Raw genomic sequence first — 12,487 nt, 5'->3', positions numbered from 1 at the left:
TATTAATTAATGCGGCACCACCACAATGCGCGAAGCATAGCCTTCGCTACCCAATATTACCGGGACGCCATTTTTCCAATAGCCGGGGCATCCGCTAATGGCGCCGGTGACATAAACATCTGTGCCGGATACAGCAATACCTCCTGCTCCGTTAGGGTCCGAACTGCCCCGAAGCGGCACAACCGTTGTATTTTTCCAATAAACGGCCACCGGGATAGTTGACGGCCCGGGATTAGCATTGATACCACCGGCAGTATAAACATCCGCTCCGCTTACTGCAATAGCAAAGGCGTAAGCGGTACTTTTACCATCAGTAAGGTTAACTTTAACCCCGTTTTTCCAATACGCCGCCGTACTATAATAAGCGCTGGCAGCATAAATTGTTCCTGCTATATAAAGATCGTCGCCGTTCACCACCGCGTCCGAAGGGAATGATCCCTGCTGAAGTTTCGTTATAATGCCATTTTTTGAGTACGAAATATTAAAAGCGCTGGTATCACCCATTTTTTTTAAATTGAAACCGACCAAATAGACATCAGCATTGTTTGCCATCATTGCAGTTTCATAATAAAACTGGCTGCTGTCAACTACCAGGCCCGGGGCTTTATTGACCCAATGCCGCGCTATATAAGTACCGTTTACAAAATGCTCGTTTATCGTTATATAAACGTTTGTTCCGTTGATGGAAATTGAATTTGCATCATAATCACCTGTGGTGTCCGAAAGTAAGTTAGGCATACCATTTTTCCAATAAACGGCCTGAACGTAATGATTAGCATGGAGAATTGCTCCCGTTACGTAAACATCACTACCGTTAACGGCAATATCATTGGCGAAAGACTGAACTGAAGTGTCAGTGAGCAGCCTGGCTACACCGTTTTTCCATAGGGTACCCATAACTTTGCCATTTGGCAACTGGGTTTCCCCAACCACATAAATATCGGCGTTTGAGCTGTCAAAGACAGTTGGTTTAACAGGTATGCTTTTTTTGCAGGCTGTTAATAACAGGCAAAATATAACAAGCAGGGGTATTTGAGAAATTTTCAACGCATTTAAATTTATTGATCGGGCGAAAGCCGCCTGGTTTATTGTTGGTTTATAAAGATATTTAAATACGACGTTATAATGGGTTTTATTTTTATAGCGATTAAAATTAAAAAATATTGACGGACAGATAAGCAAAAAGATCGGGCTCACCTTAAATGTCCTGACCTCTTTTTTAATCTATCACCCATGAGTTTATTAAAGCCCGTGCAACATGCCCATTCTTCCGGTACAGGGCATTGCAGCCCGGCTATAGAACCCTGATGTTAGATACCACGACAATTGCGTTGGCCCAACCGCCTTTTGAACCCGCAGCGCTGAGTTTAACAGCAGTACCGTTTTTCCAGTAATAAGCGTTGGTATTATTGTTAAAAATATTGTCGAATGTGGAGCCGGCTATGTACACATCGGGGCCATTCAAAGCAATGGCCTTTGCCATACTGTGTAAGGGAGCTACGGACGTAAGGTAAGTTGGCACATTATTTTTCCATAAAGTGGCCACATTTAAATTGTTATGGGTAGTGGCACCAACTACATACACATCCGAACCGCTGGTGGCAATGCCATAATTATAACTCCCATTTATTGCCGCATTGCCCAACTGCGTAGGCGTGCCGTTTTTCCAGTAGGTTGCCATATAGCCTTTGGCGCTTCCGGCCACGTCAACTTCCGACCCGGATGAGGCGATGGCAAATGCAAAAGAGGATAAAGAGGTATCGGCAGGCTGAACGGTTACCGGCGACGCGCCGTTTTTCCAATAGGTGCCCCGGATGTGGGCATAATCACCAGCGTTGGTTTCCCCGGCCATATAAACATCCGAGCCATTTAAGGTGATGGCAGTAAGGTAGGAGCCCCTCATAGGCGAAGGCAATAAATGCCCTACCCCATTTTTCCAGTATATGGCCGAATCCAGGTTACTACCTGAGCCGGCAACTAAACCACCAACGTATACATCGCTCCCCTGCACAGTAACGCAACTGGCCTGCGAATAATCTGTTCCGTAATAAAGCATTTGAGGCACACCATTTTTCCATAATACCCCACGGGTACCTGAAGAATCTCCCGGGGCCAGGCCCGCTACATAAACATCGCTGCCCTGTACCGCAATACCGTAAGCCACTGAAATATTTACGCTATCTGTTGTTAACCGCGTTAGCACACCATTTTTCCAATACGCCGCCACGCTGTTTCCGTTTTGGGCCACCACGTAACCGGCAACATACACATCGGTAGTGGTGTCAGTAACGGTTGCTGTTTTAACAGCAGGATGCACAAGCTGCGTTTTTTTACAGGCGGCTAAGCATATAATCATGCAGCCCATGATAAGGATTAAGGATTTAGCTTTCATTATTGGTGAATTTAAGTTTATTAAAAAGCATTACGCTTGGAAACATCACAATGCTACACGTGATAAAAAAAAACTGAAAATCAAATATTTAGCACAAATCAGGTCAAATGGTAAACAAATGTAATAGAATTATTATAATATAACGGGGACACGTTCCCGCGGGTTTACTATCAGCGGATAACAGTACACTTTACTAAATTTAATACCTTTACCGCCACTATGCAGGGACTTATCATTAAATCAACCGGAAGCTGGTACAGTGTGCTTACAAACGATGGCCAACGGACGGAATGCCGGATCAAGGGGATCTTCCGTACCAAAGGCATTACCACCACCAACCCGCTGGCCGTGGGTGATGTGGTGGATTTTGAAATGGAACCCGATCAGGATACCGGCGTGATAGTTAACCTGCACCCCCGCAAAAATTATATCATCCGCAAATCAATCAATTTGAGCAAACAGGGGCAGATCATCGCCGCCAACCTGGACCAGGCCCTGCTGGTAGTTACCCTCGCCTCGCCTCGCACTTCATTGGGCTTTATCGACCGTTTTTTGGTTACTGCCGAAGCATACAGCATCCCCGCCAAACTGGTATTTAATAAACTCGACCTGTTCAGCGATGAGGGACTTGAGGTATTGGCAGATTATAAATCCATTTACGAAAATATCGGCTACCCCTGTTACGAAGTTTCGGCGCTGGAAGGCACCAATATCAACCAGGTAAAAGAACTGTTAAAAGGTAAGGTGACGCTATTTTCGGGCCATTCGGGTGTGGGTAAATCAAGTTTGATCAATGCCCTCCTCCCCGACCTCGACCTGCGCACACACCAGGTATCCGACTGGAGCGACAAGGGCATGCACACTACCACCTTTGCCGAAATGTTTGAACTGCCCGAAGGCGGCTTTATTATTGATACTCCCGGCATCCGCGAACTGGGTGTCATCGACATTGAAAAACAGGAACTAAGCCACTTCTTCCCCGAAATGCGCGACCGCATGCACCAGTGCCGCTTCCACAACTGCCGCCACATTAACGAACCCGGCTGCGCTGTACTAAAAGCTTTGGAAAACGGAGAAATAGAACTATCGCGCTATGAAAGTTATCTGAGCATTTATCATGGAAATGATACCAGGGCGTGAGGATTTCGGAAGTCGGATGTTCGATTTCGGATTATACAGCATTCGTGTTTAAAGCGCCTCCAGCTTTTTTATTGCTTCGTCCGCAGTGACAGGAGTAGTTTTCCCAGAATGATATTCTTTGAATGATATTTTTGCGTTGCGGGCGATGTCATCCCTGCGGGCTTCAATTTGTCTTTTTTGTAATATCTCCAGCAACATTTCTCTGGATGCATCATCCAGTTTCATAATGTCCTCCAATGTTGAGCCGATAGTTACCATACTTTTCACCCTTTTGTACCACGAAAATACATAATTGTCATTCTAAAACTAAACGCCGCCCTTCCCACCAGAGAATCACTTTTAAATATTCAAAGCTTAAATCAACCTATGCGATAGGAAATTAATACACTATTTATGCTCCGCCAATTGGCGGACTACCTATTTGTAGAAAAAGAAATCACAACAAAATATTACCCCGTCAGGGGTTACCTATTCGCAAAGGGGTAACCCCTGACGGGGCAAGTGCCTGTTGAATAATCGTATACTACAAATAGGTAGTCCCTAACGGGACATTCTCTTTTAAACGCAATTTACCGGTCCTCTACCCCAACGCCACTTTAAAATCGTGCAGCAGATCATCCAGGTCTTCAATGCCGATAGATAACCTGATCATCGATTCGGATATGCCCATTTCGGCGCGTTTTTCGCGGCCAAGTTCATTAAATATGGTATGTGCTACGGGTATGGCGAGGGTGCGGGTGTCGCCAAGGTTACTTGACTTTACAACCAGTTTCAGTTTATTTAAAAATTCGAAGCAATCAATACTTTCATCCAGCTCGATGCTCATCAGGCCGCCGTATTTTAAAAACAGGCGGCTGGCCAATTTATGCTGCGGGTGCGATTGAAGCCCCGGGTAAAATACTTTTTTGATCATCGGGTGCCCTTCAAAAAAGGTTGCCAGCGCAAAAGCGTTATTACAGGCCCTTTCCAAGCGTAATGCCAGCGTTTCGGACCCTACAGAGATAGAATGTGCCGCTTCAGGAGAAAGTGTACCACCGGCATCCCTTAACCCCTTTTTCCGGATCTGGGTGATGCCAAACACCTCGGGTTTTACCTGCGTTTTAAAACCGGGGAATATATTCGGGTAGTTCTCCCAGTTAAACAGGCCGGTATCAGTTACACTGCCACCAAGGGCATTGCCGTGGCCGCCGATGTATTTGGTCAACGAGTTCATTACCAGGCTTGCCTTTACTTTTTTGGGATTGAACAGGTACGGCGAGGTCATGGTATTATCCACCATGTAAATGATGCCTTTTTCGGCGCACAGATCGCCTATTTTTTCCAGATCGGCAATTTGCGTGGCCGGGTTAGCTATGGTTTCAACAAAAAGCAGGCGCGTATTGGGTTGTACCGCTTTTTTCACCTCTTCAATTGAGGTAGCATCTACAAATGTAAAATCGAGCCCCAAATCAATAAACGACTGGAACACACTGCGGGTATTGCCAAATAAGTATGAACTGGCCACAATATGATCCCCTTTTTTGATCAGCGCCAGGATGGTCGACGTAATAGCTGCCATCCCTGTAGAAAAGGTGATGGTAGCCATGCCATTTTCCATGGCGGTTATTTTTGTTTCCAGCGCGGAAGCTGTAGGGCTGCCCTGGCGGCTGTAAGCGTATCCTTTTTTCTTATTCTGGAAAATATCCACCAGGTCCTGCACATCATCATAACCGAAGGTAACGGAGGTATGGATCGGTTTGTGCAGCGCACCGTGTTCGGGTTTGCCCAAACGGTCGGAATGTAATATCGTGGTAGTGAAACCCTTTTTATGAGCCATCTTGTACTATTTATATCGGAAAACAATTCAAAGTGCGAACTTACTGAAATAGGCAGGAAATCTTGATAAAATTTAAAATTCGTTACCTGATTTGATGATCAGGTTGAATAAAGTTGATTAAGTTTGGGGCTTAACGCGATAATCAACTCAATCAACCACCCACTTAATCAACATAATCAACTACCCCTTATGCGAGCAGTAATACAGCGTGTTTCAGAAGCCAGTTGCACAGTTGAAAACAAAATAACAGGCGCCATAGCTACCGGGTTTTTAGTGTTACTGGGCATTGAAGATGCCGATACTGAAGAGGACCTGCAATGGCTGGCACAAAAAACCTCCAACCTCCGCGTTTTTGGCGACGAGAACGGGCTGATGAATAAAGCACTGGCAGATATTGATGGCGGTATCCTTTTGATCTCACAGTTCACCCTCTTCGCCCAAACCAAAAAGGGAAACCGGCCATCGTTCATCAGGGCCGCCAGGCCAGATAAAGCTATCCCGCTTTATGAAAAGATGATTCAGGTTTTGGAAGAACTAACCGGCAAAAAAATAGCTACGGGCATTTTTGGGGCCGATATGAAGATCAGTTTGGTAAATGATGGGCCGGTAACCATCATCATGGATACCCGCGATAAAGACAATCACTAAATTTATTTTAAACAACCTTATGGAAATCAGCGAAGCGCAGCATCTTGTAGATAAATGGATAAACACGATGGGTATCCGGTATTTTAATGAACTGACCAACACTGCCATTTTAATGGAAGAAGTTGGCGAGGTGGCCCGCATTATGGCAAGGCAATATGGCGAGCAATCATTCAAAAAATCGGATACGGAAGTTAACCTGGCGGATGAAATGGCCGATGTGCTGTTTGTACTGATTTGCCTGGCCAACCAAACCGGTGTGGATCTGACCGATGCGCTGGTAAAGAACATGGAGAAAAAAAGTATCCGTGACGCAGACCGGCATCGGAATAACGAGAAACTCAAACCATAAAAATATGAAAAAGCTGGTCTATGCTGCTGCCCTCATGATAACCGTTGCAGGTTGCAACAATGCGAACGAGGGAAAAGAAAAGGTAAAAGTAATGAATATGGCCTTAAGGGCCCCGGCTGAAAGGAATTACGACGTTAATCAGGATAAAGCAGTTGCACAGGGACCAGTTCAGGAGACAGTTAGCCGCAAGATCATAAAAGAGGGGGAAATCAGTTTTGAAACGAAAAATATTGCCGGGACACGCAAAGCCATTTATAATTCGGTACAAAAATTGGACGGATATATCGCCGGAGAAGTTGAATCGAACGACAGCGTCAATACCCGGAATGAATGCCTTTTGAAGATCCGGATCCCTGAGAAGAATTTCGATCTGTTTTTAAACAATGTTTCTTCAAAGGCAACGAGAATTGATTCGAAAAATATCCGTGCAAGGGATGTCACCAGCGAATATATTGACATCACCACCCACCTCGTCAATAAAAAGAAACTGGAAGACCGCTATGTCGATCTGTTAAAAAAGGGTAATAAAATGTCTGACCTGCTGCAAATTGAAAATAAAATTTCGGAGATAGAAACCTCTATCGATTCAACCCAGGCACAGCTTAATTATTTAACAAAACAGGTGGAATACAGTTCACTGGATATCACCTTTTATACCAAACAAATCGTAAAAAATGATGACCGCACTTTCGGTTCAAAGTTCATCAACGCAATTTCAAGCGGCTGGGCCGATTTGGGCGCGTTCTTTTTTGGCTGTTTAGCTGTTTGGCCGTTATGGTTAATTGGGGTTATATTTTATTTTATCAGCAAAGCCTGGCTTAAAAAACACCCGCTAAAAAAAACTGCCGCAGTAGTTAAGTGATTAAATGAGTGGCGGTAGCAGTTGAAAGTGGCAGTTGAACGGCGGCTTTATAACTGTCGCCAATTAATGCTACTGCAACTTAACTAACATTTCGCCATCCAAAACCGGAATCGCCGTAATCAAATCAACCTGCAAACAAAATTCAATATCCTTTTCGATGCCTAGTTTTTTAAGGCGTTCACTGTGAGAGGTTTTTTTGAGGTATTCATTCAGGTCGTGTTTGCCTAACTGGTAAAGGTCGTTGGCGGCAATGGCGGCATCATCCGGTTTAAAATCGCCTGTTTTTAATTGCTCCACAACGGCGCCTGCAAACAGGGTATCTTCCAGGTTGAAATTATTTTTCCAGCCGGCACATACCAGTAAAATATTGTCGTTTTGCAGTTTCAACCAGTCGCACATGGATGTCAGGTTCAAAAATGAACCGATCACGATTTTTTTGGCAGCGCGGCTAAGATGCAAAGCATGCGTACCGTTGGTAGTAGTTAACACAACCGTTTTGCCGGCCACTTTTTCTTTGGTGTAGGAGAATGGCGAATTGCCAAAATCGAACCCTTCAACTACCTTGCCGTCACGTTCGGCAGCGAGCAAATAATCCAGGCCTTTTTCGCGATAGGCGGCACATTCTTCCACCAATGATACCGGGATGATTGCTTCAGCACCATTTTCAATACCATAACAGATAGATGATGTGGCCCTGAAAATATCAATGATCACTACAATATGATCCTCAACATTATAAAGCGGGATCAGCGCCGGGGAAAGGCAGACGTTTAATTGGTTCATTAGTTCATTGGCTCATTAGTTCATTGGTTCGCTTCATCACCAGTCCGCTTTTAAATACCAATGAACTAATGAACAAGTGAACCAATAAACTACTTGTTGAACGGCGGTTTTACCACCTTGGCTTTTATTTTATTATCCCTGATGCTGATAAAAATCTCAGTACCTTCTTTGGCAAACTCCGTTTTTACATAGCCCATGCCGATCGCTTTTTGCAGGCTGGGCGATTGCGTACCTGAAGTTACTTTACCTATCACGTTACCTTCGGCATCAACAATTGGGTAATCATGGCGGGCGATCCCTCTATCAATCATTTCAAAACCTACCAGTTTGCGTTTTACGCCCTCTTCTTTTTGCTTCTGCAATGCTGCGGAGTTGGTAAATTCCTTGGTAAATTTGGTTACCCAGCCCAAACCGGCCTCCAATGGCGAAGTGGTATCGTCGATATCATTACCATAAAGGCAAAAGCCCATTTCAAGACGCAGCGTATCACGTGCGCCCAGGCCGATAGGTTTTATACCGAATGGTTCGCCTGCTTTAAAAATGGCGTCCCAGATGGCTTCCGCGTATTGGTTTTCAAAATAGATCTCGAAGCCACCCGCACCTGTATAACCGGTTGCGGAAACCAGCACATTATCAACCCCGGCAAATTTGCCTTTTTTAAAGGTATAATATTCCATTGAGGCCAGGTCGATATCGGTAAGGCTTTGCAAAGCTTCGGCAGCTTTCGGGCCCTGGATGGCTAATAAGGAAGTACGGTCAGATATGTTTTTCATATCCACGCCGTAAGTATTAAAACTGCTGATCCAGTCCCAATCTTTATCAATGTTGGATGCGTTAACCACCAGCATATATGTTTTTGGGTCGATGCGGTAAACCAAAAGGTCGTCAACTATACCGCCATCTTTATTTGGCAGGCAGGAGTATTGTACTTTGCCATCGTATAATTTAGCGGCATCGTTACTGGTCACCTGCTGGATCAGATCAAGCGCATGATCGCCCTTTAAAATAAATTCGCCCATATGGCTCACATCAAACACACCCACGCCTTTACGGACGGTTTCATGTTCAACGTTAATGCCTGCGTATTGCACGGGCATATTATAACCTGCAAAGGGCACCATTTTGGCGCCTGCTTTTATGTGGACATCTGTTAACGCGGTATTCTTCATTGCAAAATATTAGGCCGCAAAATTAACACGATTTATCGATTTAACAGATTTGAAGGATTTTTTAATTTTTGAGTTTTTGATTTATCCGGAAAATCCGATTCAATACCTCAAAAGGTTCAAATCATTTTCTGATAAAACTCAACAAGTTTTTGGGTAACCTTGTTCACGTCGTGTTCTGCTTCAATCAGCTTGCGGGCTTTCAATCCTACACTTTTGCAGTATTCTTCATCAGCGATGCAGCGTTTTATTGCTTCATAAAACTCATCCTGGTCGTTGGCTATCAATATATCTTCACCGTTCCTGAAGTTGATCCCTTCGGCCCCCAATGATGTAGAGATAATGCATTTTTGCATGGCCATCCCTTCAACAATCTTCACCCGCATACCGCCGCCCGATAACAACGGCACAATCATGATCGATTTGCTGTTCACAAACTCAAGGGCGTCATCTACCTCACCTTGTATAAATATTTTGCCCATCACCTCGTAGTCATCAAAACGCTCGGGGATATCGTTACCAGCCACATAAAACTTTACGCGCAGGTCGCCTTCGGTAAGTTCCTGCTTAAAGTTTTCCAGGAACCATTCAATCCCCTCGCGGTTGGGCAGCCAGTCCAGCGATCCTAAAAAAAACAGGCTCGGGAATTCGGTTTTACTAAAATCAGGTTTATAATGATCAAGGTTTATCCCCAAATGCAATACCTGTATCGGGATCTTTGTACCATATTCAAGCAAAGTACTTTTATCCTGGGCGGTAAAAACCGCTATCGCGTCAAAATTATTTAATTGCTGCAGCTCGTAGTTTTTTATCCGCTTGGCATGCATTTTAAGGTACGATTTTTTAAAGGGATCGCTCTTTTGCTGCGCAAGCCGGTGCCAGATCTGGCTTTCAACGTTATGCAAACGGTAAATTAGTTTTGCTTTTGAATTTTTGCGTACCGCCGTCATATAAAGCGAAACCAGCAAGCCTTCAAACTGTATAATATCGTAATTGGTTTTTTTTAGCTCGGCTATTAACAGCCTTTCAAAGCCTACATCATAATATCGGTCGATATTAAACGACGTTTTGCTGAACAAATTTACCGCAACATCAAATACCGATACGTTAATATTGATATCAAAAGCCCTGTATTTTATTTTGGATAACAGGTCCTTGTCATCGTCGTTATGCTGATGGTGGGTCTTTTTCGCGTTCAACGCCACCAGCGAAACTTCGTGCCCAAGGCTAACCAGGCCCCTGATGGTATTGCAAACTACAATGGGGTAACCGCCGTTTTGCGGAAAAGGTACACGATGGGTTAAAAAAAGTATCTTCAATGCCTGTAAGGTTTTGAGCAAAAATAATAATTTGAGGCAATCACCCTATTTAACAACACCCGTTGCCCCGTTTTGTGCAAAATAATTACATTAAAAAAGCAAAGGAACTGTTTACTTTTAACACTTGTTAGTTACTGGGGGAAAGAACCGGGAGTCAAGAGCCAGGAATCAAGATAAAAAACAAAATTGGGCGGCAATAAAATATTGGGGCAAACCTGACTCTGCAAATTCTTTTTACATATTTGTGTGGTTAATCGGTCTTTCCTGCCTCTTGGTTCTTGGCTCTTGATTCTTGACTCTTTCCCCCAAAAACTATTCATCAAAAAGATCCAGCTGAGGGTCGGTTACCCTAAAGGTACGCCGGTGATAGGGTGTAAAACCGATCGCCAATACTGTTTCGCGGTGTTTTGCGGTTGCATAGCCTTTATTTTTATGCCAGTCATATTCGGGATGTTCGGCGGCAATTTGTTTCATATAATCATCCCGGTAAGTTTTAGCTAAAATAGATGCTGCCGCGATACTCAGGTATTTGGCATCCCCCTCCACAATACATTGGTGAGGGGTAGTTTTATATTTATTAAAGCGATTGCCATCAATGATCAAAAACTCCGGAGCAAGTTTAAGCCGGTCAATAGCCCTGTGCATAGCCAGGAAAGAGGCGTTAAGAATATTTATGGAGTCGATCTCCAAATTATCAACCGATGCAACCGCCCAGGCAATAGCCTTTTGTTCAATTTCAACGCGCAATTGATACCTGGTTTGCTCGTTTAACTGTTTGGAATCGTTAAGTAAATCATGTTCGAAATCATCCGGGAGTATAACGGCAGCTGCAAATACCGGCCCCGCCAGGCAGCCACGCCCTGCTTCATCACATCCGGCCTCCAGTAATTCAAATTGATACCTGTTTAACAACATTTGGCAAATATAATAGTTGGAATACTTAGGATGGTGCTGTTTATGGAAATTGGTTAAAAACGAACTCTATGTGCGTCGTTTTGTAATCGATGTCGTTGATTAATTTGAATTTGCTATCCTGCGTAATCATGCAAAAAAAGAATATCCAAAAACCGCTGATCAGCAAGCCAGTTATTGTCGGGGCCCAATGAATCTTCAATTTAAATCCCAACTTTTCAGTCCCCTTAAAAATTAATAAAATCAAAAGCAGGTAAATAGAGAAATCGAGGATAAGAGCGCCGGTGTAAACATCAAAACAACCGGTACAGCCAAAATTATTTGAAATATACGGAAACGGAAAACCAAACAGCCGGTCATAACCGCCATCGGTGCCTGCAACCGCCCGTTTTTCAGTAAACAGCATAAATAAAGAAAGACTAACCGGCAGGTAATATTGGAACCATTTATTGTTGAAAATCGTTTTTATCATCTTTACGTATCGACACCTTGAGAAGTTGTTATAGAGCTAAAAAGGTCGTAATAGTTGAAAGGATTAAAGTGCTTTTCATCCATTGCCGTCTGCTTTAGCGGACGGAACAAATGAGGAAGAAATATGGCTTTAGCCTAAATAATAATTGGGCTAAAGCCCTTGAATGCTTCTTTTTAACCCGTTGGCTGAAGCCAACGGCAATGAAAACAATACATTTTCTGCTTTATATTATTGCAATTAGCTATTTACATAATTCAATAGCCAGTAATATACCATTGCTTTTTAAAACCTCAGCCATTAGCTGAATAACACCGGAAAATATTTCATCTTCAATCTCCGTCAACTGCTTTATATACAAGTAATATTGATATTCAGAATATTCTTCTTCTAAGACTTCTCCCTGGTTTACAACCAAATTTAGTTCAAGTCCAAGTAATTCAAAGCAATAATATTCACCTGCACCGACATTCAAACCATCCCTATGTTGTTCCTTCCCCGATGGGTTCACATCTCCAATATTAAATTTACTTTTTACGTAAATAGCTAAATCATCAAGCGAACCGCCATATTTTATGTAAATATTTGCAAATAGCATATCGTCCAACCTTTTAACATTACAACTTTTCAA

At 43.4% G+C, this 12,487-nt stretch carries 14 protein-coding genes; 4 read left to right on the top strand and 10 right to left on the bottom strand.

The genetic code is table 11. The annotated features are described in order from the left end of the window. Positions 1-6 precede the first annotated feature (6 nt). Together MgSA37_RS06810 and MgSA37_RS06805 are read right to left on the bottom strand one after the other, a co-directional pair. Positions 7-1,047, bottom strand: a complete 1,041-nt coding sequence (locus tag MgSA37_RS06810; RefSeq protein WP_157750479.1) for a hypothetical protein — start codon at positions 1,045-1,047, stop codon at positions 7-9. 247 nt (positions 1,048-1,294) lie between these two features. Beyond that, entirely contained in the window at positions 1,295-2,392 is a 1,098-nt protein-coding gene (locus tag MgSA37_RS06805; RefSeq protein ID WP_096350669.1) for a hypothetical protein, read from the bottom strand. Positions 2,393-2,611: 219 nt separating this feature from the next. Between MgSA37_RS06805 and rsgA the strand changes: the two genes are divergently transcribed. Further along, a complete protein-coding gene (gene rsgA / locus MgSA37_RS06800) occupies positions 2,612-3,532 on the top strand; it encodes a ribosome small subunit-dependent GTPase A (RefSeq protein ID WP_096350667.1) in 921 nt (306 codons plus the stop codon). 48 nt (positions 3,533-3,580) lie between these two features. Here rsgA and MgSA37_RS06795 read toward each other — a convergent pair whose 3' ends face one another. Next, positions 3,581-3,799: a hypothetical protein gene (locus MgSA37_RS06795; RefSeq protein ID WP_197706099.1), complete on the bottom strand. Its 219-nt coding sequence runs from the start codon at positions 3,797-3,799 to the stop codon at positions 3,581-3,583. Positions 3,800-4,112: 313 nt separating this feature from the next. Then, on the bottom strand, positions 4,113-5,348 hold the full coding sequence (locus MgSA37_RS06790) for a cystathionine gamma-synthase family protein (RefSeq protein ID WP_096350663.1): 1,236 nt from the start codon (positions 5,346-5,348) through the stop codon (positions 4,113-4,115). Positions 5,349-5,537: 189 nt separating this feature from the next. Between MgSA37_RS06790 and dtd the strand changes: the two genes are divergently transcribed. Genes dtd through MgSA37_RS06775 form a run of 3 tightly spaced genes read left to right on the top strand, consistent with a single transcriptional unit; the run spans position 5,538 to position 7,207 of the window. Next, the gene (gene dtd, locus MgSA37_RS06785; protein WP_096350661.1) at positions 5,538-5,996 is read left to right on the top strand and encodes a D-aminoacyl-tRNA deacylase; all 459 of its coding nucleotides are present in this window, start codon (positions 5,538-5,540) and stop codon (positions 5,994-5,996) included. A 19-nt stretch (positions 5,997-6,015) separates the two neighbouring features. Next, entirely contained in the window at positions 6,016-6,345 is a 330-nt protein-coding gene (locus MgSA37_RS06780; RefSeq protein ID WP_096350659.1) for a nucleotide pyrophosphohydrolase, read from the top strand. A 4-nt stretch (positions 6,346-6,349) separates the two neighbouring features. Further along, a complete protein-coding gene (locus MgSA37_RS06775) occupies positions 6,350-7,207 on the top strand; it encodes a DUF4349 domain-containing protein (protein ID WP_096350657.1) in 858 nt (285 codons plus the stop codon). 69 nt (positions 7,208-7,276) lie between these two features. Here MgSA37_RS06775 and MgSA37_RS06770 read toward each other — a convergent pair whose 3' ends face one another. The 6 genes from MgSA37_RS06770 to MgSA37_RS06745 all read right to left on the bottom strand — a co-directional run bounded on the left by MgSA37_RS06770 (position 7,277) and on the right by MgSA37_RS06745 (position 12,454). Continuing rightward, entirely contained in the window at positions 7,277-7,990 is a 714-nt protein-coding gene (locus MgSA37_RS06770) for a 2-phosphosulfolactate phosphatase (RefSeq protein WP_096350655.1), read from the bottom strand. An 89-nt stretch (positions 7,991-8,079) separates the two neighbouring features. Beyond that, positions 8,080-9,159 (bottom strand): glycine cleavage system aminomethyltransferase GcvT, encoded by a 1,080-nt coding sequence (gcvT, locus tag MgSA37_RS06765; protein ID WP_096350653.1) that lies wholly within the window; start codon positions 9,157-9,159, stop codon positions 8,080-8,082. Between the two features lie 116 nt (positions 9,160-9,275). Next, entirely contained in the window at positions 9,276-10,475 is a 1,200-nt protein-coding gene (locus tag MgSA37_RS06760) for a glycosyltransferase family 4 protein (protein WP_172885299.1), read from the bottom strand. Positions 10,476-10,787: 312 nt separating this feature from the next. Continuing rightward, complete coding sequence (locus MgSA37_RS06755) at positions 10,788-11,390, bottom strand: ribonuclease HII (RefSeq protein WP_096350649.1); 603 nt, start codon at positions 11,388-11,390, stop codon at positions 10,788-10,790. Positions 11,391-11,430: 40 nt separating this feature from the next. Next, a complete protein-coding gene (locus MgSA37_RS06750; protein ID WP_096350647.1) occupies positions 11,431-11,859 on the bottom strand; it encodes a hypothetical protein in 429 nt (142 codons plus the stop codon). A 241-nt stretch (positions 11,860-12,100) separates the two neighbouring features. Continuing rightward, complete coding sequence (locus MgSA37_RS06745; RefSeq protein ID WP_157750478.1) at positions 12,101-12,454, bottom strand: hypothetical protein; 354 nt, start codon at positions 12,452-12,454, stop codon at positions 12,101-12,103. Positions 12,455-12,487 lie beyond the last annotated feature (33 nt).

It is taken from the genome of Mucilaginibacter gotjawali (assembly GCF_002355435.1).
Lineage (GTDB): Bacteria > Bacteroidota > Bacteroidia > Sphingobacteriales > Sphingobacteriaceae > Mucilaginibacter > Mucilaginibacter gotjawali.
The sequence above is the reverse complement of the archived record's forward strand: the minus strand, read 5'-3'. Positions and strand labels throughout refer to the sequence as shown.

What these genes read in the sequence shown, in the direction of transcription:
- MgSA37_RS06805 (WP_096350669.1), bottom strand. Translation starts at nt 2,392, where the DNA reads ATGAAAGCTAAATCCTTAATCCTTATCATGGGCTGCATGATTATATGC.
- rsgA (WP_096350667.1), top strand. Translation starts at nt 2,612, where the DNA reads ATGCAGGGACTTATCATTAAATCAACCGGAAGCTGGTACAGTGTGCTT.
- MgSA37_RS06790 (WP_096350663.1), bottom strand. Translation starts at nt 5,348, where the DNA reads ATGGCTCATAAAAAGGGTTTCACTACCACGATATTACATTCCGACCGT.
- dtd (WP_096350661.1), top strand. Translation starts at nt 5,538, where the DNA reads ATGCGAGCAGTAATACAGCGTGTTTCAGAAGCCAGTTGCACAGTTGAA.
- MgSA37_RS06780 (WP_096350659.1), top strand. Translation starts at nt 6,016, where the DNA reads ATGGAAATCAGCGAAGCGCAGCATCTTGTAGATAAATGGATAAACACG.
- MgSA37_RS06775 (WP_096350657.1), top strand. Translation starts at nt 6,350, where the DNA reads ATGAAAAAGCTGGTCTATGCTGCTGCCCTCATGATAACCGTTGCAGGT.
- MgSA37_RS06770 (WP_096350655.1), bottom strand. Translation starts at nt 7,990, where the DNA reads ATGAACCAATTAAACGTCTGCCTTTCCCCGGCGCTGATCCCGCTTTAT.
- gcvT (WP_096350653.1), bottom strand. Translation starts at nt 9,159, where the DNA reads ATGAAGAATACCGCGTTAACAGATGTCCACATAAAAGCAGGCGCCAAA.
- MgSA37_RS06755 (WP_096350649.1), bottom strand. Translation starts at nt 11,390, where the DNA reads ATGTTGTTAAACAGGTATCAATTTGAATTACTGGAGGCCGGATGTGAT.
- MgSA37_RS06750 (WP_096350647.1), bottom strand. Translation starts at nt 11,859, where the DNA reads ATGATAAAAACGATTTTCAACAATAAATGGTTCCAATATTACCTGCCG.
- MgSA37_RS06745 (WP_157750478.1), bottom strand. Translation starts at nt 12,454, where the DNA reads ATGCTATTTGCAAATATTTACATAAAATATGGCGGTTCGCTTGATGAT.